Source organism: Paraburkholderia sp. A3BS-1L (genome assembly GCF_051125215.1).
Taxonomy (GTDB): Bacteria; Pseudomonadota; Gammaproteobacteria; order Burkholderiales; family Burkholderiaceae; genus Paraburkholderia.
This window is the reverse complement of record NZ_CP120442.1, coordinates 1,976,082-2,001,994: the sequence shown is the minus strand read 5'-3', so window position 1 is coordinate 2,001,994 and position 25,913 is coordinate 1,976,082. Positions and strand designations below refer to the sequence as shown.

Sequence of the window (25,913 nt, the reverse complement as noted above, 5' to 3'; positions counted from 1 at the left end):
TAGCCATCAGGCGTGATCTAGAACCAGCCGAGCATCCTGTACACATGGAACTGCGCAATGCCGATCAATTCGTGCAACGCCGTTTCTGCGTCGCGCAAATTGGCTCGGCGCGGCCACATGCCGGTGCGCACGTGGCGCACGTCGGATACCGCCGGCACGGGACGCATTTCAAAGCGATGGAAGTCCAGCATCGCGCGCGACATGTGGTAAGCCGAGGTTACGACGAAGAGCGTATCCGCGCGCTGGGCGTGCACGATCGGCGCAACGTTGCGCGCGTTCTCCCAGGTCGTGAGGCTGCGGTTCTCCAGCACGAGGTCGCTTTTCGCGACACCTGCTCGCAATAGCAACGGGGCGTAGGTATCGGCTTCGCTGGCAGCGTGATGCTGCGGGTTGCCGCCGCTCACGATCACCTTGCACACGCCACCGGCCGCGAGGCAGCGTGCTTGCAGCGCCGCAGCCATCGCAATGCGCGCGTAGACGTCGTGTTTGGGCACGAGTGTGCCGTCGGCGCGCACGTTCGTGCCGCCGCCTAGCATCACGATCGTCGTGCGTGGACCGAACGCGGAAGCGGGCGTCGTTGCCGGATCATAGGGAGTGCGATAGTTCGGGGGCTGGGCAAGATCGACGAGCGGTTTGGCCAGCCACCCCGATCCGAGCAGCCAGAAAAGGATGACGGCAATGACCGCGATGGGCCGACGGGCGCCACGCCACAACATGAACAGCGCAAAAAATAGCGCAAATATTCCGAATAGAATCAATTTGAATGAGGTACCGTATTGTTTTCGGGATGATTCGTGTCGAGCGCAGCGGCGCCACACTTTTTCGGGGCCCCGAATAACCTGCAGTCCTTGCCACGGCGCTCGGAAACGGCAGGGCGCCTGGCCGCGCATCGTGCAGCCGTTGCAGCCCTCGCCGGCATTGCGCCGCAGCAGGCGGGATGGCCGCAGGACTGCATTTTAAGAAAGAAGTGAGATGACCACGTATTCCAACGAAGCAGTACTCGAAGCGTTGCGGCGGGTGCAGTATCGGCAGGTCCCGTGGGCGCGACGCCCGGAAGTCTTTCAATACCTGCGCAACCTGGGGTTCATGGACACCGTCAGGCAGCGCACCGTTGCCCCCGCTCCTGGCTTTCATGCGCCGGTCGATATTGCTGTACTGACCGAGCGCGGCCGCGCCGAATTCGCGCGCCTCTCCCGTGACGAACGCTCCCTGAACTGGATCGAGCAGCGCATGGCCGATTATGTGGCCGATGCGGTCGTGCAGTCTTCCGACGAAGCAGACCAGACCGACTGATAGCCGCCCCGCAAAAAAAAGCCCGTATCGAAAGATACGGGCTTACCGGAATTACTGCTGCCACGCTGTGCTTAATGGCAATGAGTAGACCGGCTTCGGGCGTGGTGGTTCCCTTCATCTTCACGACGACGCGAGGGCGCACGGCCGCATGATCTTGCGCCTTTATGCGGCGCGCGACTAAGGGTTGCGCGATGTGTCCGTCCGATCCGGGCGAGGTGCTGCGCTGCGGCGCGCGTTATCGGCGATGTCGCCACGCAGATTGCCGCGCGGAACGGCTTGTGCCGCGCCATTGGCGCGAGGCTTCTCGGCAAGTCCCCACGAATGCGTCCCGGCGCGCGCCACGGACACGTGCGGCGCGCCAGCGTGCGGTGGCTTGGCTGTAGCGTCAGGTGCCAGCAAGGACGCGAGCGAGGGCGAAAGTGACAGAAGCGCAAGGAGTGCCAAGGCGCAGAACGAAACCATGAAGCCCTGGTTCAGGAGAGTCATGGATTTCATGGAAACCTCCCGTCAATACGGGTAGTTGACGTTTGTAGACATGCCTCTAAGCTAATGTTCCCTGCGAAAGCACGCTGTAAATATTCGTAAATAGATGTTTCGCACACATCGATCCCAGCGTTGCACGACAAAGAGGTGCAATGGCGAATCAGGGATGAGTGCGTACTACGGTGGGAGCAACACGCGAAAGGCGAATGGGGGGGGGGCGCAGCACTCGCCGGCGTGGGATGTCACGAAAGGGGCCGCGGCGTGTGCCGCGGAGGTCAGGATGCCGGGCGGCGTGGCGCCCGGCGGGAGAAAGTGCTGAAAAAGTGCAGGTTTCGTACTTGTGGGGCAGAGGCTCAGGCCATCTTGACCGGCGCGCGCCACGACTCCGGATTGGTCCAGAATGCGCCGCGCAGGCGGTCGCGGCTCGGCGGTGCAGGCGGTTTCGTGGCCGTCGCGCCAATGCGTCCGCGCAGCGAGATTTCGCGGCCGCTCGTGCTCAGACGCTTCACGATTTCGGCAAGCGTGCCGTCGGCCTGCCATTCGTCGAAGCGGCGCCGGCAGGTGGGCGGCGAGGGGTAGCGGCCCGGCAGCTTGGACCAGCCTTCACCCGTCGAAAGCACCCAAAGCACTGCATTGACCACAGCACGCGCTTCGACGCGAGGCCGTCCGCGCCGCTCGCTCCGTGCGGGTTCCGCACAGAACAACACCTCGACCAGCGCCCACTCGTTGTCTCTCAAATCGTCGAACAGCATCATGTATCACCTCAGCGAAGCTATCTCCGGTGCGCTGCCCCGCGCTGCGCACTCTTCATGTACTTCCGGCCGGCTGGCGGAGTACCAGGCGGAATCGGTTGGACGGACCAATCTCGAAAAGCCGCGGACCGTCCTGCGAACCTGTACGTGCCTTAAAGCGAGAAGCGTGCCAGCGCACACGTTTTTGTCTCGAAGCCGCGTGGTATCAAGCCCGTGCGGGTGCTTGCCAGGGCCGTATGAGACTCGAAAACGCATCATCGGGAAATCGGGACAATCACCAATCTTGTGCAGACAGGCCCGTCCGGCGTGCGTTTGCGCCGGATTGTTGCATTGCGGCGAAATAGTTGCGGAAGACTGTGAGCGTTCGGGACTGGACATTGCCGCTATAACGTGTTGACCTTCCCCCATAAAATTGCATGAAATGGAAAAATTCATGAGGTAATGGGATGAATGTAACTTTGCGGCAATTGCGCGTGTTCATCGAGGTGGCGCGCTTGCAGAGCTTCAGCAGGGCGGGCGATGAAATCGGGCTCACGCAGTCCGCGGTCAGCCGCTGCGTGCGCGAACTCGAAGCGGAGATGGGCGTGAAGCTCGTCGATCGCACCACGCGCGAGGTTCAGCTCACCGACGTCGGCGCCAATCTGATCGCGAGCATTCCGCGTCTGATCGGCGATCTGGACGACGCGCTGCGCGAGATTCGTGAGATCGGCGAGCAGCGGCGTGGCCGTGTCGTCGTAGCGGCGAGCCCGACGGTCGCGTGCCGGCTGATGCCCGAAGTCGTCGCTGCGTGCGGGGAGCAGTTCCCCTATGTGACGCTCGGCCTGCGCGACGATGTGCAGAGCGACGTGCTGCGCAAGGTACGCTCGGGTGAAGTGGATTTCGGGGTGGTCATCGGGCCGTTTGCGGCGGAGGATCTCGAAACCGAGCTGCTGACTACCGACTCGTTCTGCGTGGTGGTGCGCGTCGACCATGCGCTCGCGCGCGAGAAGCAGGTGGCGTGGCGCTCGCTCAACGGCGAAGCGCTCGTGCTGCTGGACCACGCTTCGGGCAGCCGCCCGCTGATCGACGCGGTGCTCAGGGAGCAAGGCGTGAGCGCGCGCGTGGTGCAGGAGCTGGGGCATCCTTCGACGGCATTCGGTCTCGTGGAGGCCGGGGTAGGCGTGAGCGTGCTGCCGAAGTTCGCGCTGCCGGTGCCGGCGGGCTCGTCGCTGGTCGCGCGCTCGCTCGTGCCGCGCGCCGAACGCACCGTCGAGCTTGTGCGCCGGCGCGACCGCTCGCTCTCGCCCGCTGCCGAGGCCGTGTGGGCGCTGATTCGCGAGCGGGACGCGGGCCCCGAGGAGATGCGCGGCGCCTGATGGGTCGGAGCAGCGCTGTGCGGGCCGGGCAGCATCGTCTTCGCCAAGCGGTTGTGCGCGCTACACTGGCGAGCGCAAGCAAACGCGAATTCCCCGATCCACCGATCCCCTGCCTCCCTGGAAGCTTCGATGCGCGATCTCGATCTGTCTTCGTCTGCCATTTCCTTGCCCGATGCCACCGCCGCGCCGATTGCCGAAACCGGCGTCGGCGCTCAAGCCATGGCGCGAGAAGCGGTCAGGGCGCTGCGCTCGTCGCAGATCCGGGAGGTGGCGAACGCGGGCTTCGGTGTCGCCGATGTCATGCCGTTCTGGTTCGGCGAATCGGATCGTGTAACGCCGGCCTTCATCCGCGACGCCGCCGCGGGTGCGCTCGCGCGCGGAGAAACGTTCTACACGCACAATCTCGGCATCGCCCCGCTGCGCGAAGCGCTCGCGCGCTACGTGAGCGAGCTGCACGGCGCGACACCGATGGAAAACGTCGCGGTGACGAGCGCCGGCGTGAATGCGTTGATGCTCGCCGCGCAACTCGTGGTGGGTGCGGGCGACCGTGTGGTTGCGGTGACGCCGCTTTGGCCCAACCTCGTCGAGATTCCGAAGATTCTCGGCGCGAGCGTCGAGACGGTCGCGCTCGGCTATGGCGAGCGGGGCTGGAGGCTCGATCTCGAGGGGCTCCTGAAGGCGCTCACGCCCGGCACGAAGATGCTCATGATCAACTCGCCCAACAATCCGACCGGCTGGGTGATGTCGCGCGACGAGCAGCACGCCGTTCTTGCGCATTGCCGCCGTCACGGCATCTGGATCGTCGCCGATGAAGTCTATGAACGGCTCTATTACGGCGAGGCCGGCGAACGCACGGCGCCGTCGTTCCTCGATCTGGCGTCGCGCGACGAGCGATTGATTTGCGTCAATTCATTCTCGAAAGCCTGGCTCATGACGGGCTGGCGGCTGGGTTGGATGGTTGCGCCGCGCGAGCTCATGGACGACCTCGGCAAGCTGGTCGAGTACAACACGTCGTGCGCGCCGTCGTTCGTGCAGCAGGCGGGCGTGATCGCGCTCGAGCAGGGCGAGGCGTTTACGCGTTCGCTCGTCGCCGATCTGCGCGTGTCGCGCGACCACCTCGCGGCGGCGCTAGCCGGGTTGCCGGGCGTCGACGTGAAAGTCCCGCATGGCGCGATGTACCTGTTTTTCAGGCTAGAGGGTGCGCAAAAGAGCCTTGAATTGTGCAAGGCGCTGGTGCGCGAGGCAGGGCTCGGGCTCGCGCCCGGCAGTGCATTCGGCCCGCAAGGCGAGGGCTTTGTGCGCTGGTGCTACGCGTGCGATCCGGCCCGGCTCGATACTGGCGTAGAGCGCTTGTCGCAATTTCTTGCTAGCCGCCAGGCGCGCTGAACGGCGCGCCGCAACGATGGGGCGAGGCGCGCGCCATGCAAGGCGCATTGCCGGTTGCCGAAGCGGATTCAGGGCGGATTCAAGCAGACGAAAGCAACTCTGAAGCCGTCTTTACGCCCCCGGCGTTTTTGCGTAAGATGGCGTTCAGTCACGCGATTCCCTGCGGGAATTTCGCTGCTCCGTCCGGCTGGGTCTGGCACTTTGACTGTGCATATGTTGTATAACGGCCCCCCGGTGCGTGCTCCCATCAATATGACCGATCAGAATCGGGCGAGCGCGTCTCCAGTTCCATATCGTCTTTCGTCTGTCTGATCCGGTTCCATGAACCTGATTTACCTTACTTAGGGTCTGACCTGGCTGCATGAATACCCAAGAGGCGAAAATCGTCCTCGAGACTGCATTGATCTGCACGCAGGAGCCGCTGAAAATCGGCGATCTGCGCAAACTGTTTGCCGACGACATCTCGGCTGACACTGTCCGTAACCTGCTCGAAGACCTGCGCAGCGAATGGTCCGGGCGCGGCGTGGAACTGGTGGGCCTCGCATCCGGCTGGCGCTTTCAGAGCAAGCCGGCCATGCGCACCTATCTCGACCGCCTGCATCCCGAGAAGCCGCCGCGCTATTCGCGCGCCGTGCTCGAAACGCTCGCGATCATCGCGTACCGGCAACCGGTCACGCGCGGCGATATCGAAGAAATTCGCGGGGTGACGGTCAACACGCAGGTCGTCAAGCAGCTCGAGGACCGCAACTGGATCGAGGTGATCGGCCACCGGGACGTGCCGGGCCGCCCCGCGCTTTACGCCACGACGCGTCAGTTTCTGGACGACCTCGGGCTGAAGTCGCTGGAGGAACTGCCGCCGCTCGACGACCCATCGAGCCAGTTGGGCGAGCAATTGCTGGCTCAGCACGCGATCGAATTCCCGGACAGCGAAGCCGCGCAACTGGTTGCTGCGGGCGTGCCGGAAAGCGCTGAAGCGCCGGCGATGGTCGATGCGGATGCCGGACAGAAAGCGCTCGCGCCTGCGCTGGGCATGGCTGATGCGGGCGCGCAGGATGCCGTGCATGCGGACTGTTCCGGCGAGCAAGTCGGACACGGCGAATCCCGCGCGGACGCGCAGGAAACGGAGTCCGCCCGGCACATGGCCAGCGCGCCTGAAGAAGCACACCAGGGCCGCAGCGACGCGGCACAGGACGATCCCGTCTCGACGACGGACGACGAAGCCGCTCGACGCAGCGTCTGACGCAATAAACATTTTTGACGCGCCCTCCGCAAGTGATTGCGTGCGGGCGCGCAACCTGACATTTCGAGGTTGTTTTGACTGATATCCACGACATCGATTCGACCGACGCGCCCGAATCCGCGCGTCGCGCGTCTTCTGCGCGCGACGACGACACGCGCGCCGACCACGGCGAGGTTGCTCCGGCAGGCGAAGCCGGGGGCGAGGACCGTCCCCGCCGAGGTTTGCGCCGCGGTCCGCGCAGCTTGATCGCGCGCCGCCGCGCGGGCGCGAAGGCCAAGGTCGGCGAAGGCGCGGCAGTGTCGGCCGAGTCCGCGTCGGACGTTGCTGCGCCGGTCGTGACGGATGCGCCGCAAGACGGCGCCGTCGCTGCACAGGCGCGCAAGCCACGCAAGGATGCGGGCGCGAAGAAGGGTGGCCGCGAGGGCGGTCGTGAAGGGCAACGTGAAGGCCGCCGCGACGCCGCTGCCGCCGAGCAGGCAAAGCCCGCGCAAGCCGGCAAGCAGGGCGCGCGCGGTGCAGCCGAAGGCAAGGGCGGCAAGCAGGGCAAGGGCGGCAAGGGCCGCGCGGAGACGCCTGCCGCTGCGACCGGGGACGCGCAGGACGACCTGTTCCTCTATGTGACTTCGCCGGCCTTCGACGCCGATAACGGCGCGGGCAGCGGCGTGCGTGCGCCGATGCTGCGCCGTGGCCGCGTCCAGCCTAAGCGCGTGCTGAGCCCGGACGACGACGCGCCGAAGCTGCACAAGGTGCTGGCGGACGCGGGCATGGGCTCGCGCCGTGACATGGAAGAGTTGATTATTGCCGGGCGCGTATCGGTGAACGGCGAGCCCGCGCACATCGGCCAGCGCATTCTGCCCACCGACCAGGTCCGCATCAACGGCAAGCCGATCAAGCGCAAGCTGCCGAACAAGCCGCCGCGCGTGCTGCTCTATCACAAGCCCACCGGCGAAATCGTGAGCCACGCCGATCCGGAAGGCCGTCCGTCGGTGTTCGATCGCCTGCCGTCGATGAAAACGGCGAAGTGGCTGGCCGTGGGCCGTCTCGACTTCAACACCGAAGGTCTGTTGATGCTCACGACCTCGGGCGATCTCGCAAACCGTTTCATGCACCCGCGCTACAGCGTGGAGCGCGAGTACGCGGTGCGTGTGGTGGGCGAACTCACCGAAGGCAATCGTCAGAAGCTGCTCAAGGGCATCGAACTCGACGACGGCCCGGCAAACTTCCTGCGCATCCGAGACGGTGGCGGGGAGGGCACGAATCACTGGTATCACGTCGCGCTGGCCGAAGGCCGTAACCGCGAGGTGCGCCGCATGTTCGAGGCGGTCGGTCTGATGGTGAGCCGCCTGATCCGCACGCGTCACGGCCCGATCGCGCTGCCCAAGGGCCTCAAGCGCGGCCGCTGGGAAGAGCTCGAGGACAACCAGGTGCGCAGCCTGATGGCGGCGGTCGGCCTGAAGGCGCCGACCGAGGAGAAGGGCGGCCGCGGCAAGGAGCCGGAGCGTCGTCAGCCTGATCCGATGCAAACCTCGATGGGCTTCATCAACCGCGAGCCGGTGTTGAGTTCGCACGGCGCGATGGGCCAACCGCGCCAGTCGCGTCAGGGGCAAGGCCAGGGCCGGCGCGGCGCGGCGCAGGGGGGATTCGGCAGTGCGCTGGGCAACTTCGGCGGCGGTTTTGGCGGAGCAGGAGGAAATCGCGGCGGGAATCGCGGCAATGGCCGCCCCGGCACGCGCGACGTCGACGGTAACCGTGCACCCAGCGCGGCGGGCAAGCGCGCGGGCGCCAATGCGAACAGCAATGGCGGCAGCGGCGGCAATCGCCGTGGGCCCGGCGGCAACGCCAATACGAACGGCAACCGCGCGGCCAGCGGCAATCGCACGGGCGGCCAGCGCGGTGCGCCGCGCAACCGCACGCGCGGGCATTGACGCGGGCGTCGGAACGGGAGTGAGACCCTCGCGTCATGTACAGGTCGCGGGGGGCTCCACGGGTGTGTCCAAGTTTGCGTTAAAGCCATAAAAGGGCTACAATCTCGGAGTCGCTGGGCGTGCGGCTTTTATTTGCGCCCCAGGTGCGACCACCTGGCTAAGTGAGAAGATGGGCGTTTCGCCCATTTTTTTTTGGTCCGCCCGAATTGGATGCTTTAAAAGTTATCCGGATGCTCTAAAAGCATCGTCGGCGCAGGATCCGGCCTTGGGCGGTCGTCATCGTGGGGCAGTGTGCAAGTAGGTGCAAGAGCGCGCGCTCATCTGGCGCGCGGCCCGCGAATCCCGAATCACTGGAAGTTGCCGGCTCGCTGCGCGAACATCTGGAGCAGGCATAGTGCAACTGACGGAACTGATTGAAACCACGGTCACCGGGCTCGGCTACGAGCTGGTCGACCTCGAGCGCACCGGGCGCGGCATGCTGACCATCTACATCGATCAGCCCGCGGGTATCGCGATCGAGGACTGCGAGAAGGTCACGCGTCAGCTGCAGCACGTTCTGACGGTCGAGAACATCGACTACGAGCGCCTCGAAGTCTCGTCGCCCGGCCTCGACCGTCCGCTGAAGAAACTGGCGGACTTCGAACGCTTCGCGGGCTGCGAAGCGGTTATCACGTTGAAAAAGCCATTGGACGGACGGAAAACGTACCGCGGCATCGTGCATGCCCCGGAAGGCGAGACCGTTGGTCTGGAATTCGAAGGGAAGGCGGGTCCCGCGATGCTCGATTTCACGCTCGCGGACATCGACAAGGCACGCCTTATCCCCAAAGTTGACTTTAGGAGCCGCAAACAATGAGTCGCGAAGTGTTGATGCTGGTGGATGCGCTGGCACGCGAGAAGAATGTCGACAAGGACGTGGTGTTCGCCGCCCTTGAAGCGGCGCTTGCGTCGGCCTCCAAGAAACTCTTCGACGAGGATGCGGATATCCGCGTGCATATCGACCGCGAAAGCGGCGAGCACGAAACGTATCGCCGCTGGCGTGTCGTGCCGGACGAGGCGGGCCTGCAGGAGCCGGACCAGGAAATCCTGCTGTTCGAAGCCCGCGAGCAGAACCCCGAAGCGCAGATCGACGAGTTCATCGAGCAGTCCGTGCCTTCGGTCGAGTTCGGCCGCATCGGCGCGCAGGCGGCCAAGCAGGTCATCCTGCAGAAGGTGCGTGACGCCGAGCGCGAACAGATCCTGAACGACTTCCTCGAGCGCGGCGAAAGCATCATGACCGGCACGGTCAAGCGCATGGACAAGGGCAATTTCATCGTCGAGTCGGGCCGTGTCGAAGCGCTGCTGCGCCGCGACCAACTGATTCCGAAGGAAAACCTGCGCGTGGGCGACCGCGTGCGCGCCTGGATCGGCAAGATCGACCGTACCGCGCGCGGCCCGCAGATCGAACTCTCGCGCACCGCACCCGAGTTCCTGATGAAGCTGTTCGAGATGGAAGTGCCGGAAATCGAGCAGGGCCTTCTCGAGATCAAGGCCGCGGCGCGCGACCCTGGCGTGCGCGCCAAGATCGGCGTGGTGGCCTATGACAAGCGCATCGATCCGATCGGCACCTGCGTCGGCATTCGCGGTTCGCGCGTGCAGGCCGTGCGCAACGAGCTCGGTGGCGAAAACGTCGACATCGTGCTATGGTCGGAGGATCCCGCCCAGTTCGTAATCGGCGCGCTCGCGCCGGCAGCCGTGCAGTCGATCGTCGTCGACGAGGAAAAACACTCGATGGACGTCGTGGTCGACGAGAGCGAACTCGCGGTCGCGATCGGCCGCAGCGGCCAGAACGTGCGTCTTGCCAGCGAGCTGACCGGCTGGCAAATCAACATCATGACGCCGGACGAATCCGCGCAGAAGCAGAATCAGGAGCGCACGGTGCTGCGCGACCTGTTCATGGCGCGTCTCGATGTGGACGAGGAAGTCGCCGACATCCTGATCGACGAGGGTTTCACGAGCCTCGAAGAGATCGCCTATGTGCCGCTCAACGAAATGCTGGAAATCGAGGCGTTCGACGAGGACACCGTGCACGAGTTGCGCAACCGCGCGCGCGATGCGCTGCTTACGCAGGCCATCGCGAACGAGGAGAAGGTGGAAAGCGCCGCGCTGGACTTGAAGAGTCTTGACGGCATGGACCCGGACCTGCTCGCGAAGCTCGCGCAGCATGAGGTTCACACCCGCGACGAGCTCGCTGAGCTGGCCGTGGACGAGCTGGTCGAAATGACGGGAATGGAAGAGGACGCCGCCAAGGCGTTGATCATGAAGGCACGTGAGCACTGGTTCCAGTAAGCCTGGCAACAGGCATGGAACCCGGGCGCGACGAGCAGGAAGCGACCATGACCCACTGAACTGATCGCGGCGGGGCCTTGCAAGGCTTGGCACCCAAGGCCGCATGAAACGATGTCAACCGCAAGGAATCGGTCCTTGCATTAAGAGGAATGAATGGCGAGTAACAACGTAGCCCAATTTGCCGCGGAACTGAAAATGCCTGCAGGCGTGCTGCTGGAGCAGCTGCAGGCGGCGGGCGTGCAGAAAGCGAACGAGAGCGATGTCTTGTCGGAGACCGACAAGGCGCGTCTGCTCGACCACTTGCGCAAGTCGCACGGCTCGACCGACGCGGACAAGCGCAAGATCACGCTGACGAAACGGCATACGTCGGAAATCAAGCAGTCCGATGCGACGGGTAAGGCTCGCACCATTCAGGTCGAGGTGCGCAAGAAGCGCACTTTCGTCCGCCGCGACGAATCCGCCGGTGAGGTGGAGGCATCGAATCATGCCGCCGACGCAGCCGCTGCCGCCGAAGAGGCGGAGCTGCAGCGCCGCGAAGAGGAAGCACGCCGCGAGGCCGAGCTGCTCGAGCGTCAGGCTCAGGAGCTCAAGGAGCGCCAGGAGCTTCTCGCACGCGAAGAGGCCGAGCGCCGCGCACGCGAAGAGGCTGCCGAGGCGGAGCGCCGCCGCGCAGAGGAAGAAGCCGCGTCGAAGAAGGCGGCCGCCGATGCCGTCGCGCGCGAGCTGGCCGCGCAGGCCGTGGCTGCGCAACGCACCGCAGAAAGCGAAGCGACCAAGGAAGTGAAGCAGCAACAAGATCAGCAAGACGAGCAGCGCGCCGCAGCCGAGCGCGCAGCGCAGCGCGAAGCGGCCCAGAAGGCCGAGGCCGCCGCACGCGAGGCCGCCGAAAAGGCGCAGAAGGAACAGGACGAGATCGCGCGCCGCCGCGCGGCTGCAGAAGCCGAAGCGCGCGCGATCCGCGAAATGATGAACACGCCGCGCAAGGCGCAGGTGAAGGCGGTCGAGCCGCCCAAGCCCGCCGAGCCGCCCAAGCCCGCCGAGGCCAAGGGTACGCTACACAAGCCGGCGCGTCCGGAAGGCCAGGCACGCCCGGCCGCGGGTGCATCGGCTGGCGCGAAGAAGCCCGCCGCTGCGGCGGCGCCCTCGGCGAACGCGCCGGGCGCCGGCGCGGGCGACCGCAACAAGAAGCCGGGCGCAGGCAAGGGCGGCTGGCAGGACGACGCCGCCAAGCGTCGCGGGATCAAGACGCGCGGCGATTCGTCGGGCGGCGTGGACCGCGGCTGGCGCGGCGGCCCGAAGGGCCGTGGCCGTCACCAGGACAACGCGTCGACGTTCCAGGCGCCGACCGAGCCGATCGTGCGTGAAGTGCACGTGCCGGAAACCATCACGGTTGCCGACCTCGCGCACAAGATGTCCGTGAAGGCATCGGAAGTCATCAAGGTGATGATGAAGATGGGCCAGATGGTCACCATCAACCAGATGCTCGACCAGGAAACGGCGATGATCATCGTCGAGGAACTCGGCCACCGTGCGGTCGCCGCGAAGCTCGACGATCCGGAAGCGCTGCTGGTCGAAGGCCAGGAGGCCACCGACGTCGAGCAACTGCCGCGTCCGCCGGTCGTCACCGTCATGGGTCACGTCGACCATGGCAAGACCTCGCTGCTCGACTACATCCGCCGCGCCAAGGTTGCAGCGGGCGAAGCGGGCGGCATTACGCAGCACATCGGCGCTTACCACGTGGAAACGCCGCGCGGCGTGATCACGTTCCTCGACACGCCGGGTCACGAGGCCTTCACGGCCATGCGTGCACGCGGTGCGAAGGCAACCGACATCGTCATTCTGGTGGTCGCAGCCGACGACGGCGTGATGCCGCAAACGAAGGAAGCGATTTCGCACGCGAAGGCTGCGGGTGTGCCGCTCGTGGTGGCGATCAACAAGATCGACAAGCCCGATGCGAACCCCGAGCGCGTGAAGCAGGAACTCGTGGCCGAAGGCGTCGTGCCGGAAGAGTACGGCGGCGACTCGCCGTTCGTGCCGGTGTCGGCCAAGACCGGCACGGGCATCGACGAGCTGCTCGAAAACGTGCTGCTGCAAGCCGAAGTGCTGGAACTCACGGCGCCGGTCGTGGCGCCCGCCAAGGGTCTCGTGATCGAAGCGAAGCTCGACAAGGGCAAGGGCCCGGTGGCGACCGTGCTCGTGCAGTCGGGTACGCTCAATCGCGGCGACGTGGTGCTCGCAGGCACGGCTTACGGCCGCGTGCGCGCCATGCTCGACGAAACCGGCAAGCCCACGAAGGAAGCGGGTCCGTCGATTCCGGTCGAAATCCAGGGTCTCTCGGAAGTTCCGGGCGCCGGCGAAGAAGTCATCGTGCTGCCCGACGAGCGCAAGGCGCGCGAAATCGCGCTGTTCCGTCAAGGCAAGTTCCGCGACGTCAAGCTCGCGAAGCAGCAGGCCGCGAAGCTCGAGAACATGCTCGAGCAGATGGGCGAAGGCGAAGTGCAGAACCTGCCGCTCATCGTCAAGGCCGACGTGCAGGGCTCGCAGGAAGCGCTGGTTCACGCGCTCCTCAAGCTCTCGACGAGCGAAGTGCGGGTGCAGATCGTGCACGCCGCCGTGGGTGGTATCAGCGAAAGCGACGTCAACCTCGCGACGGCTTCGAAGGCGGTCATCATCGGCTTCAATACGCGTGCTGACGCACTGGCGCGCAAGCTGGCCGAGACCAACGGCGTGGACATCCGCTACTACAACATCATCTATGACGCTGTGGATGAGGTGAAGGCAGCCATGTCGGGCATGCTGGCGCCGGAGAAGCGCGAAGTCATCACCGGCATGGTCGAAGTGCGTCAGGTCTTCAAGGTGCCGAAGGTCGGCGCGGTGGCGGGCTGTATGGTCACGGACGGTATCGTCAAGCGTTCGTCGTCGGTGCGCGTGCTGCGCAACAACGTGGTCATCCACACCGGCGAACTCGACTCGCTCAAGCGCTTCAAGGACGACGTCAAGGAAGTCAAGCAAGGCTTCGAGTGCGGTATGTCGATCAAGAACTTCAACGACATCGTCGAAGGCGACCAGTTCGAAGTGTTCGAGATCACCGAAGTCGCGCGTACGCTGTAATCCAGCGGCGCTAGCCGATAACGGGCGGGGCAGGCGCTGGCCAGCCCCGCCCGTTTTGTTTTTGGAATCATCATGCCGAAAAAACGTACCTCCCCGAATCGCAACGTGCAGATTGCCGACCAGATCCAGCGCGACCTCTCCGAGCTGATGCGCGAAGTGAAGGATCCGCGCGTGGGGCTCGTGACGATCCAGAGCGTGGAGCTCACGCCTGACTATGCTCACGCGAAGGTCTACTTCACGACGCTCACGGGCGATCCGAAGACCACCCAGGAAGCGCTCAATCACGCTGCGGGCCATCTGCATAACCAACTGTTCAAGCGACTGCATATCCACACGGTGCCGACGCTGCATTTCCATTACGACCAGTCGATCGAAAAGGGTGTCGAGATGTCGCGTCTCATCGACGAGGCGAACGCAACGCGCGCGAAGGACGACTGACGCTGCCACGCATGACTGCATCATCCAGGAATTCTCAAGGCGAGCCTCGTCCCAAGGTGCCGCGCCGACTGCTCGATGGCGTGCTTCTGCTGGACAAGCCGATCGGCCTGTCCAGCAACGACGCGCTGATCCGCGCCAAGCGTCTGTTTCGCGTGAAGAAGGCGGGCCATACCGGCACGCTCGATCCGCTCGCTTCGGGCTTGCTGCCGTTGTGTTTTGGCGAAGCGACCAAGTTTTCGCAGGACCTGCTCGACGCCGACAAGACCTACGAGGCCACCATGCGCCTCGGCGTGCGCACGGCGACGGGCGATGCCGAAGGCGAGGCCGTCGAGACGCGCGAGGTGCGTTGCGACGAGGCCGCCGTGCGCGAAGCGATGGCGAAGTTCGCCGGCGACATCGTGCAGGTGCCGCCGATGTACTCGGCGCTCAAGCGTGACGGCAAGCCGCTCTACGAGTACGCGCGTGCCGGCCAGACGGTCGAGCGCGAAGGGCGCCACGTGACGATCCACTCGCTGGAGATGATCGCGTGCGCGCTGCCGGCGGTTCCCAAGGTCACGTTTCGCGTGACGTGCAGCAAGGGCACATATGTGCGCACGCTTGCCGAGGACATCGGCGAGGCGCTCGGCTGCGGCGCGCATCTCGTGATGCTGCGGCGTACTGGCGTGGGTGCACTCACGCTCGAACATGCGGTGACGCTGGATGCGCTCACGGCCGCCGATGAACCCGGGCGCGACGCGTGGCTGCAACCCGTGGACGCGCTGCTTTCCACGTTTCCGGCCGTGACGCTGAGCGCCGAGGCGTCGCGCCGCTTCGCGCATGGCCAGCGCTTGCCGCTCAACGAACTCGTGCTCGACCGCGCGGCGTGCGAAGCGGCCGAGCGCGTGCGCGTGTATGGGGAAGCAGGGGGCTTGCTAGGCGTGGCGAAGGCGGCTAATGGCGTGCTCGCGCCGGAGCGGCTGGTGGTCAGCGGGGCCGCTTGAGTCGAGTCGCGCTGCGCTCGATGCAAAGTGGCGCTGCGGAAATGAAGAAACATGAAGAAGCGGCACGCCGGTGTTGAACCGGACGTGCCGTTTTTGCTGCTGGAGCGCGCGTGCCGGAGTCACCGCACGCGCTACGCGCTCAATGCGCCGCCGAGGCCGCCGCGCCCGCATCGCCGCCGCCGGTGCGCTCGGGACGCGTGATCCAGATCAGCGCGATCAGCACGATGAAGATCGCCGACGAAATCCAGAAAAGGTCGTTCACGCCGAGCTGTGCGGCCTGCTGCGAGACCATGCGGTCGAACAACCCGTGTGCTTGCGCGGGATCGATCCCGGCCGCGTTCTGCATCTGCTGCATCGACTGATTGAAGACCGGGTTGGCCAGCGTGGCCTGCTCGGTGAGGCGCGCGTGGTGGAACGTCGTGCGATGGTCCCACGCGGTCTCGAAGATCGAGGTGCCGATGCCGCCGCACATGATCCGCACGAAGTTCGACAGACCCGACGCCGCCGGAATGCGGTTGCCGGGCAGACCCGAGAGCGTGATCGAGACGAGCGGAATGAAGAGGCCTGCCATGCCGATGCCCTGGATCAAGGTGGGCACCGTGAGCGCCCAGGTGTCCACGCCGGTCGTGTATTGAGAGCGCATCCAGAAGCACAGCGCGAACACCACGAACGCCGCTGTCGCGATATAGCGCGGGTCGGTGCGCGGCAGGAGGCGGCCGGTGATCGGCGAGAGCATGATCGCGAAGAAGCCCACGGGCGCCATGATGATGCCCGCATCGGTTGCGGTGTAGCCCAGCGTGGTTTGCAGCCACAGCGGCAGCAGCACGAGATTGCCGAAATAAAGACCGTAGCCCACCGAAAGCGCAATCGTTGCGCCCGTGAAGTTGCGCCTTGCGAAGAGCGAAAGATCGACCACGGGGTGATCGGCGGTCAGCTCCCAGATCACGAAGAACGCGAAGGCGATCACCGCCGTGAGCGCGAGCGCGACGATCGTGGTGGACGCGAACCAGTCGAGATCCTTGCCCTTGTCGAGCATGATCTGCAGCGAGCCGACCCAGACGACCAGGAGTCCCAGGCCCACGCCGTCGATGGGCGCCTTCTTGATGATCGAATCGCGGTTGCGGAAGATCGCCCACGTGGCGATGGCAGCCATGATGCCCACCGGGATGTTGACGTAGAAGATCCACGGCCACGAGATGTTGTCCGAGATCCAGCCGCCGAGAATCGGGCCGGCCACCGGCGCGATCAGCGTGGTCATCGACCACATCGAGAGCGCGATGGGCGCTTTCGCACGCGGATAGCTCGCGAGCAGCAGCGTTTGCGAGAGCGGGATCATCGGGCCGGCCACGGCGCCTTGCAGCACGCGCGAGGCTAGCAGGAAGGGCAGGTTGGGCGAGAGGCCGCACATCCACGACGAAATCACGAACAGGATGATCGACGCCATGAACAGGCGCACCTGGCCAATGCGGTCGGTGAGCCATCCGGTGAGCGGCACGGAGATCGCGTTGGCGACCGCGAACGAGGTGATGACCCACGTGCCCTGATCCGAGGCGACCCCCAGGTCGCCGGAGATCGTCGGGATCGACACGTTCGCGATCGAGGTGTCCAGCACGTTCATGAACACCGCGAGCGACACCGCGATGGTGCCGATCACGAGTTGCGCGCCCTGCAACGGCGGATGGACTACGGGTTGTTGTGCTGCCATTGAGTGCTTATTCGTTGATGTCGTTGCGGTCGTTGCTGTATCGCGCTTACATCACCCTGGCCGCGGGCTTCGCGGCGCCGTTGCCCGCCGACGAGAGCTGCGCCTTGCCGGCGTTTTGCCCCGCACTCTGGCCTGCGTTTTCCGCGATGATGCGGGCGATTTCGGCATCGGCTTCGTCGCCGTACTTCTCGAACACGCTGGTCTGATAAACCGTGTTCTGCGCGTTGCCGAGCTGGCTGCCCGTGTCGTCCTTGATGTTGACGTCGACCTGCATCGACAGGCCGATGCGCAGCGGGTGCTTCTTGAGCTCTTGCGGATCGAGCGCGACGCGCACCGGCAGGCGCTGAACCACCTTGATCCAGTTGCCCGTGGCGTTCTGCGCGGGCAGCAGCGAGAAGGCCGAGCCCGTGCCCGCCGAGAAGCCCACCACCTTGCCGTGATAGACCACCGACGAACCGTACACGTCCGCCGTCATCTCGACCGGCTGGCCGATGCGCATGTGCTTGAGCTGCACTTCCTTGAAGTTGGCGTCCACCCACACGGCGTTCAGCGGCACCACCGACATGAGCGGCGTGCCCGGCGAGACGCGCTGGCCCACCTGCACCGAGCGCTTCGCCACGTAGCCCGTCACTGGTGCGGGCAGCGTGTTGCGCGCGTTCGCCAGATAGGCGTCGCGCACCTTGGCGGCAGCGGCCATCACGTTCGGGTGGTTGGCGATGGTGGTGTTCGCGGTGAGCGCGCGGTTCGCGGCGAGCTGCTGCTGCGCAGCCTCGAGCGCGGCCTGGGCGCTCTTCACGGTGTCGCGTGCGTGCGAGATTTCTTCCTGCGAGACGGCACCCGTCTGCGCGACCTGCATGCGGCGGCGCAGATCGTCCTGGGCGCGCGAAAGGTCGGCCTGACGCACGGCGACTTGCGCCTGGTATTGGCTGTCGTCGGCGAAGAGGCCGCGCACCTGGCGCACCGTCTGGCCGAGATTCGCCTCGGCCTGTTGCAGCGCGATGCGCGAATCGGCGGGATCGAGCTGCACGAGCGGGTCGCCGCTCTTCACCGTTTGCGTGTCGTCTGCGTTCACGGCGATCACCGTGCCCGTCACCTGCGGCGTGATCTGCACGACGTTGCCGTTCACGTAGGCGTCGTCGGTGCTCTCGGAGAAGCGCGCGACGAGGAAGTAATAGAGGCCGTAGGCAATGGCTGCAATCACGATCACGAGCACAAGCAGCGTCATCATGCGCTTGCGCTTGCCGTTGTTCGCGTTCGGCTGCGGATTGGCCGCCGGTTGCTGGGGGGTGCTCATGGAAGGATCTCCGGGTTCTGGCGTGCTGTTCGTTCAGTTATGGGTGTTCAGTTCGAGGCGGGCGCGCTTGCCGAGGCCGCGGTGTTCTGCGCCGGCACGGACGTGCGGCTCCACGGGCCGCCGTTCACGTCGCTTTGACCACGTTGACTTTTGGCGTCGCTGCCGATCTCGACCGGCGGCACGAGGTCCGCGTCGTGCGCGTCGAAGCCCCCGCCGAGCGCCGTGATGAGCGCCATCTGCTGGTCGCGGCGCTGCATCTTGAGGTTCGAGACGGTTTGTTCCGCTGCGAGGCGGTTCTGGTCGGCGTTGAGCACCTGGAGCTGCTCCGATAGCCCGGCCTTGTAGCGGATCACGGCGAGCTCGTATGCCTTGGACGAGGCGTCGAGCGCGTGCTGCGCGTCGACGAGCTGCTGGTCCGCCGAGCGGATCGACGAAACCTGCGTGGCCACCTGCTGGAGCGCGTTGATGAGCGTCTGGTTGTAGTTCGCCACATCGAGGTCGAAGTCGGCGTAGCGGCTCTTCAACTGTGCGCGCAGCGCGCCCGCGTCGAAGATCGGCAGATGCACGGCCGGGCCGAAGTTCATCGTGCGGCTCGAGAAGGTCAGGAAACGGCCCCAGCCGAACGCGTCGAGGCCGATCGCGGCGCTCAGGTTCACGTCCGGATAGAACTCGGCCTTGGCTTCCTTCACGTCGTGCATGGCGGCTTCGACTTGCCAGCGCGCGGCGACGATGTCCGGGCGGCGCGCCAGCAGATCGGCGGGCAGGTTGCCGGGCAGGGTCATGTCGGCGACCGGGTTGAGCACCGGCTGCGCGATCTGCAGGCCACGGTCCGGGCCCTTGCCGAGCAGCGCGCCCAACTGGTAGCGCACGCTCTGGATCTGGCCGTCGATTTGCGTGAGGTTTGCCTGGCTCGTCGCGATGTTGCCGTTCGCGGTCTGGCGCTCGACGTTGGTGTCGAGGCCCGCCGCCACGCGGCCGTTCGTGATCGTGCCGATGGTCTTGCGGTTGTCGATCTCGCGCGCCGCGATGTCGCGCAGCGCGTAGAGTTGCGCGAGCTGGTTGTAGGTGCGGGCGACCGACGCAGCGAGCGTGATGCGCGCCTGCTGCATGTCGGCCTGGGCGGCGCGCTGGGCGGACACCGCCTGAGCGAGCCGCTGGCGGTTCTTGCCCCACAGATCCAGATCCCACGACGCGCTCGCGAGCGCGTTGTTCTCGTTGTACCAGGTGCCGCCGTAGGGCGGCGGGAAGATCGTGTTCTCCGTGAAGATCTGGCGGGTCCACGAATAACTCGCGTTGGCCTTCGGATAGAGCCCAGCCGTCGACGTCTCGATATACGACGATGCCTTGGCGATGCGGGCCTGCGCCTGTGCGATGGTTGGGCTGCCCTCGAGTGCCTCGGCGATGAGCTTGGGCAACTGCGGGTCGCCGAACTGCTGCGCCCAGTCGAGCGTCGGCCACTGGCCGCCTGCGGCCGGGATGCTCTGCGAGGTCTCGAACTGTTGCGGTTGCGCGATGGTCTTGTCGCTCTTGACGCCGAAGTAGTTCGCGCAGCCCGCCAGCGCGAGCGTCGCCACCGCGGCGGCGATCGCCCCCCGGCAGGAGAGCGCTGACGCAAACTGGGGAAACTGGACACCGGGTTTCATTGCTCGTCTCATGGAGTGAGTCGAAAAAAGTGAGGTAAAGCTGGACATTGCAGCTATTTTTTCGTGCTGCGGCCGCGAATTTACTTGCCCTGTCATGAATTGGGCGGTGAGTTCTGTCCCGTGTTCTGCGTAGCTTCGCAGCTATTGGCAAGAACCCGCCGCAACATGCTCTTGAGGAAACCGATTTCCTCGGGTGTAAAACCTTGCGAGAGCCTGTTCGTCACGCTCGTGAAGATGGCCGGCATGCGCGCCGCGATGGCTTCGCCCTCGGGCGTGAGTGCGAGGCGCACGGCGCGGCGGTCTTCGGAGCTGCGCACGCGCTTGAGGAGGCCGCGCTTTTCGAGCCGGTCGACGAGTCGGGTCACCGCGCTCGCGTCGATGCCGTACTCGCGCGCGAGCTCAGCCGCCAGCACGCACTTGCCGCTCGCCACCATGAACAGCACGCTGGCTTGCTGGCTCGTCACGCCGAGTTCGGCGACGGTGCGCTGGGTGATCAGGTTCGACATCGTCGATTTCACCCGCGAAAGGAGGTAGCCAACGCTTTCGCCGAAGTCGTAATCGCGCACTTCGGGCTGCGGCGTGGGAGTCGGATCCGTCATGTTTCTGCTGCGGCTGCAATGATTGACCAAGCATGGATTATAGGAGCCGTTAGTTGACGCGGCAAGGGTTTATTGTGGCAGGGCAGAGAAACTTTTGCCGGGCAAGGTCTTAATCGGGCGCGATGCGCCCCGGCCGTGCCTTCCAGGGCCTCCTGAGTATGAGCACGATCAATTCATCTGCACGTGCTATAATTTCAGGTTCCCAAAAGTGCGTCATTCACAACGTCTGTTCGCAATGCCCGATCCGAGTGTCGGAGCGCGCGCAGAACCGTTGCGCGAGCCCGCTGTCGAGTTCTTGCGCCGCACCCAACTGAGTACCCAGGTTCCTATGTCCCGCGCCCTTCGCAACATCGCCATCATTGCCCACGTCGACCACGGCAAGACCACGCTCGTCGACCAACTGCTGCGCCAGTCCGGCACTTTCCGTGACAACCAGCAGGTCGCCGAACGTGTCATGGACTCGAACGACATCGAAAAAGAGCGCGGGATCACGATTCTCGCGAAGAACTGCGCGGTCGAGTACGAAGGCACCCACATCAACATCGTCGACACCCCGGGCCACGCCGACTTCGGCGGCGAGGTCGAACGCGTGCTCTCGATGGTCGACTCGGTGCTGCTGCTCGTCGACGCCGTCGAAGGCCCGATGCCGCAAACGCGCTTCGTCACGAAGAAGGCGCTCGCGCTCGGCCTGAAGCCCATCGTCGTCGTCAACAAGATCGACCGCCCGGGCGCGCGTATCGACTGGGTGATCAACCAGACCTTCGATCTGTTCGACAAGCTCGGCGCGACCGAAGAGCAGCTCGACTTCCCGGTGGTCTATGCATCGGGCCTGAACGGCTACGCGTCGCTTTCCGCCGATGCGCGCGAAGGCGACATGCGCCCGCTGTTCGAAGCGATTCTCGAACACGTGCCGGTGCGCGACGCCGATCCGGATGGTCCGCTCCAGCTCCAGATCACCTCGCTCGATTATTCGACCTACGTGGGCCGTATCGGCGTGGGCCGCATCAAGCGCGGCCGCATCAAGCCGGGTCAGCCGGTGGCGCTGCGCTTCGGCCCGGAAGGCGAGGTGATGAACCGCAAGATCAATCAGGTGCTGTCGTTCAGCGGCCTCGAGCGCGTGCAGGTCGAGTCGGCTGAAGCTGGCGACATCGTGCTGATCAACGGCATCGAAGACATCGGCATCGGCGCCACGATCTGCGCGGTCGACAACCCCGAAGCGCTGCCGATGATCACGGTGGACGAGCCCACGCTGACGATGAACTTCCTCGTGAACTCGTCGCCGCTCGCGGGCCGCGAAGGCAAGTTCGTGACGAGCCGCCAGATCCGCGACCGTCTCACGAAGGAGCTGAACCACAACGTCGCGCTGCGCGTGAAGGACACCGGCGACGAAACCACCTTCGAAGTGTCGGGCCGTGGCGAACTGCACCTCACGATCCTGATCGAGAACATGCGCCGTGAGGGCTACGAGCTGGCCGTGTCGCGTCCGCGCGTGGTGCTGCATGAAGTCGACGGCGTGAAGATGGAGCCGTACGAACTGCTGACCGTCGACGTCGAAGACACCCACCAGGGCGGCGTGATGGAAGAGCTGGGCCGCCGCAAGGGCGAAATGCTCGACATGGCTTCGGACAGCCGCGGCCGCACGCGTCTCGAGTACAAGATTCCGGCCCGTGGCCTGATCGGCTTCCAGGGCGAGTTCATGACGCTCACGCGCGGCACGGGCTTGATGAGCCACGTGTTCGACGAATACGGTCCGATTCGCGAAGGCTCGCTCGGCGAGCGCCGCAACGGCGTGCTGATCTCGCAGGACGATGGCGCTGCCGTCGCCTACGCGCTGTGGAAGCTGCAAGACCGCGGCCGCATGTTCGTGAAGCCGGGCGACGCGCTCTATGAAGGCATGATCATCGGCATTCACAGCCGCGACAACGACCTCGTCGTGAACCCGATCAAGGGCAAGCAGCTCACCAACGTGCGCGCCTCGGGCACCGACGAAGCCGTGCGCCTCGTGCCGCCGATCCAGATGTCGCTCGAATACGCAGTCGAATTCATCGACGACGACGAACTCGTGGAAGTCACGCCGCAGTCGATTCGTCTGCGCAAGCGTCATCTGAAAGAGCACGAGCGTCGCCGCGCGAGCCGCGAGGCCGCTGCCGAATAAGCGCAGCTATTGAATTTTGCGCACTGCAATGCAAGCTGGAAGCCAGAAAAGCCGCCTCTTTGTGGGCGGCTTTTTTGCGTCTCGCAACAATTGTGTTGCAGTGCGTAAAGAGTGTGTTGCGAATGCCGCAAAGGCCCGTCTACAAAGGGTTTGCGTGCGCGTTCGTGCCACATTGCAATCTATGGCGGGTATCACTTCTGTGATATCCTCCGCGGATGCATGATTTAGGTCCTTCCAAGCAGACTTGATTCGCAATCCGCTAAACGGTCAGGCCGTGGCGCGGAAGGTTGAGTAACCCGCTATTTCTCGAGAAACTCGAAGAAAGGTGAGCGTAAATGTCGGAAACGATGAAGCAATTCCAGCTGAACTCCTATCTGTTCGGCGGCAATGCTCCGTATGTCGAAGAGCTATACGAAGCATATCTTGATAACCCTGCGTCCGTTCCGGACACCTGGCGCGAGTACTTCGACGCACTGCAAAACGTGCCGTCGTCGAGCGGCACCACGGACAACGACATCGCCCATGGGCCGATCGTCGAGTCGTTTGCCCAGCGCGCCAAGGCCAACGCGTTCATTCCGCGCGGAGGCGGCGAAGACCTCGCCACGGCACGCAAGCAGGTGTACGTCCAGTCCCTCATCGGTGCTTATCGATTCCTTGGCTCGCAATGGGCCAACCTCGATCCGCTGAAGCGCCGCGAGCGTCCGAATATTCCCGAGCTCGAGCCCGCGTTCTACGACTTCACCGAAGCCGACATGGACGAGACGTTCAGCGCCACGAACCTGTACTTCGGGTTCGAGCGTGCGTCGCTGCGCGAGATCGTCAAGGCGCTGCGCGACACGTATTGCGGCACGATCGGCGCCGAGTACATGTACATCAGCGATCCTGAGCAAAAGCGCTGGTGGAAGGAGCGTCTCGAGTCGATCCGCTCGACGCCCAACTTCTCGAACGAGAAGAAAAAGCACATCCTGCAGCGCCTGACGGCGGCCGAAGGCCTCGAGCGCTTCCTGCACACCAAGTACGTCGGCCAGAAGCGCTTCTCGCTCGAAGGCGGCGAGTCCTTCATCGCCGCGATGGACGAAGTCGTCCGTCACGCAGGCGCCAAGGGCGTCCAGGAAATCGTGATCGGCATGGCCCACCGCGGCCGCTTGAACGTGCTCGTGAACACGCTCGGCAAGATGCCGTCGGACCTGTTCGCCGAATTCGAAGGCAAGCACGTCGACGATCTGCCGGCTGGCGACGTGAAGTACCACAAGGGCTTCTCGTCGGACATCGCGACCGAAGGCGGTCCGGTGCACCTGTCGCTCGCGTTCAACCCGTCGCACCTCGAAATCGTCAACCCGGTGGTCGAAGGTTCGGCCAAGGCCCGTATGGACCGCCGCGGCGACGAAAACGGCCTGCAAGTGCTGCCGGTGCAGATCCACGGCGACGCCGCCTTCGCGGGCCAGGGCGTCGTGATGGAAACGCTGAACCTCGCGCAAACGCGCGGTTACGGCACGCACGGCACGCTGCACATCGTCATCAACAACCAGATCGGCTTCACGACTTCGGACCCGCGCGACGCGCGTTCGACGCTCTACTGTACCGACGTGGTCAAGATGATCGAAGCGCCGGTGCTGCACGTGAACGGCGACGATCCGGAAGCGGTCGTGCTGGCGATCCAGCTCGCGGTCGAGTTCCGCATGCAGTTCCACAAGGATGTCGTGGTCGACATCATCTGCTTCCGCAAGCTCGGCCACAACGAGCAGGACACCCCGGCGGTCACGCAGCCGCTCATGTACAAGACGATCGCGAAGCACCCGGGCACCCGTGCGCTGTACGCCGAGAAGCTCGTGCAGCAGGGCGTGATCTCGGCTGAAGATGGCGACAACTACGTCAAGGCCTACCGTGCCGCGATGGACGAAGGCCACCACACGGTCGACCCGGTGCTCTCGAACTACAAGAGCAAGTATGCGGTGGACTGGGTGCCGTTCCTGAACCGCAAGTGGACCGACGCTGCCGATACGGCAGTGCCGCTCGCGGAACTCAAGCGTCTGGCCGAGCGCATCACCACGATCCCCGAGAACTTCAAGGTTCACCCGCTGGTCGAGCGCGTCATCAACGACCGCCGCGCGATGGGCAAGGGCGAAGCGAAGCTCGACTGGGGCATGGGCGAGCACCTCGCATTCGCGTCGCTGGTTGCTTCGGGCTACGCCGTGCGCCTCACGGGCCAGGACTCGGGCCGCGGCACGTTCACGCACCGTCACGCCGTTCTGCACGACCAGAACCGCGAACGCTGGAATGACGGCACGTACATCCCGCTGCAGAACATCGGCGAGAACCAGGCAAGCTTCACGGTGATCGACTCGGTGCTCTCCGAAGAAGCGGTGCTTGGCTTCGAGTACGGCTATTCGACGGCTGAGCCGAACACGCTCGTCGCGTGGGAAGGCCAGTTCGGCGACTTCGTGAACGGCGCGCAAGTCGTGATCGACCAGTTCATCTCGTCGGGCGAAGTGAAGTGGGGCCGCGTTTCGGGTCTTACGATGCTGCTGCCGCACGGCTACGAAGGTCAGGGTCCGGAGCACTCGTCGGCGCGTATCGAGCGCTTCCTGCAACTGTGCGCCGAGCACAACATGCAGGTCGTCCAGCCGACCACGCCCGCGCAGATCTTCCACGTGCTGCGCCGCCAGATGATCCGCCTGTTCCGCAAGCCGCTCATCATCTTCACGCCGAAGTCGCTGCTGCGTCACAAGGAAGCCGTGTCGGACCTGTCCGAACTCGCGAAGGGCACGTTCCAGCCGGTCATCGGCGAAGTGGACGACACCATCGACGCGAAGAAGGTCAAGCGCATCGTCGCTTGCTCGGGTCGCGTGTACTACGACCTCGTCGCGCATCGCCGCGAATCGAAGTCGAACGACGTCGCGATCATCCGTATCGAACAGCTCTATCCGTTCGCGCACAAGCAGTTCGAAGCCGAGCTGAAGAAGTACGACAACGCGACGGAAGTGGTGTGGGTGCAGGACGAGCCGCAGAATCAGGGCCCGTGGTTCTACATCGAGCACCACCTGAAGGAAGGCATGAAGGAAGGCATGAAGCTCGCGTACAGCGGTCGTCCTGCCTCTGCCTCGCCGGCCGTCGGCTACTACGCGAAGCACTACGAGCAGCAAAAGACGCTGATCGAAGGTGCGTTCGGCCGCCTGAAGGGCGCGCAGGTCGCGAAGTAAGCACACATAGAGCGAATCGAACCGGGAAA

Annotated in this window: 17 protein-coding genes and 2 pseudogenes; 12 read left to right on the top strand and 7 right to left on the bottom strand. The window is 64.8% G+C overall.

Going from position 1 to position 25,913, the window contains the following annotated elements; genetic code table 11:
- Positions 1-17 precede the first annotated feature (17 nt).
- Positions 18-716, bottom strand: a complete 699-nt coding sequence (locus P5W99_RS09040; protein ID WP_434660299.1) for a YdcF family protein — start codon at positions 714-716, stop codon at positions 18-20.
- Between the two features lie 256 nt (positions 717-972).
- Between P5W99_RS09040 and P5W99_RS09035 the strand changes: the two genes are divergently transcribed.
- On the top strand, positions 973-1,293 hold the full coding sequence (locus P5W99_RS09035) for a hypothetical protein (protein ID WP_421024203.1): 321 nt from the start codon (positions 973-975) through the stop codon (positions 1,291-1,293).
- 177 nt (positions 1,294-1,470) lie between these two features.
- Here P5W99_RS09035 and P5W99_RS09030 read toward each other — a convergent pair whose 3' ends face one another.
- Both P5W99_RS09030 and P5W99_RS09025 read right to left on the bottom strand, forming a co-directional pair.
- Positions 1,471-1,788, bottom strand: coding sequence for a hypothetical protein (locus tag P5W99_RS09030; RefSeq protein ID WP_421043587.1), 318 nt, complete (start codon positions 1,786-1,788; stop codon positions 1,471-1,473).
- Positions 1,789-2,132: 344 nt separating this feature from the next.
- Positions 2,133-2,528, bottom strand: a pseudogene (locus P5W99_RS09025) (transposase); the annotation flags it as partial.
- A 446-nt stretch (positions 2,529-2,974) separates the two neighbouring features.
- On the opposite strand from P5W99_RS09025, the gene P5W99_RS09020 reads away from it, so the two are divergent.
- From P5W99_RS09020 to truB, 9 genes and pseudogenes are all read left to right on the top strand, one after another.
- On the top strand, positions 2,975-3,883 hold the full coding sequence (locus P5W99_RS09020) for a LysR family transcriptional regulator (protein ID WP_421043588.1): 909 nt from the start codon (positions 2,975-2,977) through the stop codon (positions 3,881-3,883).
- A 219-nt stretch (positions 3,884-4,102) separates the two neighbouring features.
- Positions 4,103-5,269, top strand: a complete 1,167-nt coding sequence (locus P5W99_RS09015) for a pyridoxal phosphate-dependent aminotransferase (protein ID WP_434662500.1) — start codon at positions 4,103-4,105, stop codon at positions 5,267-5,269.
- Positions 5,270-5,630: 361 nt separating this feature from the next.
- A pseudogene (gene scpB, locus P5W99_RS09010) lies at positions 5,631-6,201 on the top strand (SMC-Scp complex subunit ScpB); the annotation flags it as partial.
- A gap of 382 nt (positions 6,202-6,583) precedes the next feature.
- Positions 6,584-8,434 carry a 23S rRNA pseudouridine(2605) synthase RluB gene (rluB, locus tag P5W99_RS09005; protein WP_434660296.1) on the top strand — a complete coding sequence of 617 codons (1,851 nt, stop codon included), beginning with the start codon at positions 6,584-6,586 and terminating at the stop codon, positions 8,432-8,434.
- 394 nt (positions 8,435-8,828) lie between these two features.
- Positions 8,829-9,287, top strand: coding sequence for a ribosome maturation factor RimP (gene rimP, locus P5W99_RS09000; RefSeq protein ID WP_035525925.1), 459 nt, complete (start codon positions 8,829-8,831; stop codon positions 9,285-9,287).
- Entirely contained in the window at positions 9,284-10,759 is a 1,476-nt protein-coding gene (gene nusA / locus P5W99_RS08995; protein ID WP_421024199.1) for a transcription termination factor NusA, read from the top strand. The genes rimP and nusA overlap by 4 nt, the downstream gene beginning before the upstream one ends.
- A 153-nt stretch (positions 10,760-10,912) precedes the next feature.
- A complete protein-coding gene (gene infB, locus P5W99_RS08990; protein WP_421024198.1) occupies positions 10,913-13,870 on the top strand; it encodes a translation initiation factor IF-2 in 2,958 nt (985 codons plus the stop codon).
- A 72-nt stretch (positions 13,871-13,942) separates the two neighbouring features.
- A complete protein-coding gene (gene rbfA / locus P5W99_RS08985) occupies positions 13,943-14,308 on the top strand; it encodes a 30S ribosome-binding factor RbfA (protein WP_035525933.1) in 366 nt (121 codons plus the stop codon).
- Between the two features lie 11 nt (positions 14,309-14,319).
- On the top strand, positions 14,320-15,288 hold the full coding sequence (truB, locus tag P5W99_RS08980; RefSeq protein ID WP_434660293.1) for a tRNA pseudouridine(55) synthase TruB: 969 nt from the start codon (positions 14,320-14,322) through the stop codon (positions 15,286-15,288).
- A gap of 139 nt (positions 15,289-15,427) precedes the next feature.
- Here the strand turns inward: truB and P5W99_RS08975 are convergent, their stop codons facing one another.
- The 4 genes from P5W99_RS08975 to P5W99_RS08960 all read right to left on the bottom strand — a co-directional run bounded on the left by P5W99_RS08975 (position 15,428) and on the right by P5W99_RS08960 (position 20,529).
- Positions 15,428-16,993 carry a DHA2 family efflux MFS transporter permease subunit gene (locus tag P5W99_RS08975; protein ID WP_434660291.1) on the bottom strand — a complete coding sequence of 522 codons (1,566 nt, stop codon included), beginning with the start codon at positions 16,991-16,993 and terminating at the stop codon, positions 15,428-15,430.
- Between the two features lie 46 nt (positions 16,994-17,039).
- On the bottom strand, positions 17,040-18,287 hold the full coding sequence (locus P5W99_RS08970; protein WP_421024195.1) for an EmrA/EmrK family multidrug efflux transporter periplasmic adaptor subunit: 1,248 nt from the start codon (positions 18,285-18,287) through the stop codon (positions 17,040-17,042).
- A 47-nt stretch (positions 18,288-18,334) separates the two neighbouring features.
- Positions 18,335-19,930, bottom strand: coding sequence for an efflux transporter outer membrane subunit (locus P5W99_RS08965; protein WP_421024194.1), 1,596 nt, complete (start codon positions 19,928-19,930; stop codon positions 18,335-18,337).
- Between the two features lie 92 nt (positions 19,931-20,022).
- On the bottom strand, positions 20,023-20,529 hold the full coding sequence (locus tag P5W99_RS08960) for a MarR family winged helix-turn-helix transcriptional regulator (RefSeq protein ID WP_434660288.1): 507 nt from the start codon (positions 20,527-20,529) through the stop codon (positions 20,023-20,025).
- A 328-nt stretch (positions 20,530-20,857) separates the two neighbouring features.
- Between P5W99_RS08960 and typA the strand changes: the two genes are divergently transcribed.
- Together typA and P5W99_RS08950 are read left to right on the top strand one after the other, a co-directional pair.
- A complete protein-coding gene (typA, locus tag P5W99_RS08955; RefSeq protein ID WP_421024192.1) occupies positions 20,858-22,684 on the top strand; it encodes a translational GTPase TypA in 1,827 nt (608 codons plus the stop codon).
- Between the two features lie 335 nt (positions 22,685-23,019).
- The gene (locus P5W99_RS08950) at positions 23,020-25,884 is read left to right on the top strand and encodes a 2-oxoglutarate dehydrogenase E1 component (protein WP_421024191.1); all 2,865 of its coding nucleotides are present in this window, start codon (positions 23,020-23,022) and stop codon (positions 25,882-25,884) included.
- Positions 25,885-25,913 lie beyond the last annotated feature (29 nt).

What these genes read in the sequence shown, in the direction of transcription:
- P5W99_RS09040 (WP_434660299.1), bottom strand. Translation starts at nt 716, where the DNA reads ATGTTGTGGCGTGGCGCCCGTCGGCCCATCGCGGTCATTGCCGTCATC.
- P5W99_RS09035 (WP_421024203.1), top strand. Translation starts at nt 973, where the DNA reads ATGACCACGTATTCCAACGAAGCAGTACTCGAAGCGTTGCGGCGGGTG.
- P5W99_RS09030 (WP_421043587.1), bottom strand. Translation starts at nt 1,788, where the DNA reads ATGAAATCCATGACTCTCCTGAACCAGGGCTTCATGGTTTCGTTCTGC.
- P5W99_RS09020 (WP_421043588.1), top strand. Translation starts at nt 2,975, where the DNA reads ATGAATGTAACTTTGCGGCAATTGCGCGTGTTCATCGAGGTGGCGCGC.
- P5W99_RS09015 (WP_434662500.1), top strand. Translation starts at nt 4,103, where the DNA reads ATGGCGCGAGAAGCGGTCAGGGCGCTGCGCTCGTCGCAGATCCGGGAG.
- nusA (WP_421024199.1), top strand. Translation starts at nt 9,284, where the DNA reads ATGAGTCGCGAAGTGTTGATGCTGGTGGATGCGCTGGCACGCGAGAAG.
- infB (WP_421024198.1), top strand. Translation starts at nt 10,913, where the DNA reads ATGGCGAGTAACAACGTAGCCCAATTTGCCGCGGAACTGAAAATGCCT.
- rbfA (WP_035525933.1), top strand. Translation starts at nt 13,943, where the DNA reads ATGCCGAAAAAACGTACCTCCCCGAATCGCAACGTGCAGATTGCCGAC.
- truB (WP_434660293.1), top strand. Translation starts at nt 14,320, where the DNA reads ATGACTGCATCATCCAGGAATTCTCAAGGCGAGCCTCGTCCCAAGGTG.
- P5W99_RS08975 (WP_434660291.1), bottom strand. Translation starts at nt 16,993, where the DNA reads ATGGCAGCACAACAACCCGTAGTCCATCCGCCGTTGCAGGGCGCGCAA.
- P5W99_RS08970 (WP_421024195.1), bottom strand. Translation starts at nt 18,287, where the DNA reads ATGAGCACCCCCCAGCAACCGGCGGCCAATCCGCAGCCGAACGCGAAC.
- P5W99_RS08965 (WP_421024194.1), bottom strand. Translation starts at nt 19,930, where the DNA reads ATGAAACCCGGTGTCCAGTTTCCCCAGTTTGCGTCAGCGCTCTCCTGC.
- P5W99_RS08960 (WP_434660288.1), bottom strand. Translation starts at nt 20,529, where the DNA reads ATGACGGATCCGACTCCCACGCCGCAGCCCGAAGTGCGCGATTACGAC.
- typA (WP_421024192.1), top strand. Translation starts at nt 20,858, where the DNA reads ATGTCCCGCGCCCTTCGCAACATCGCCATCATTGCCCACGTCGACCAC.
- P5W99_RS08950 (WP_421024191.1), top strand. Translation starts at nt 23,020, where the DNA reads ATGTCGGAAACGATGAAGCAATTCCAGCTGAACTCCTATCTGTTCGGC.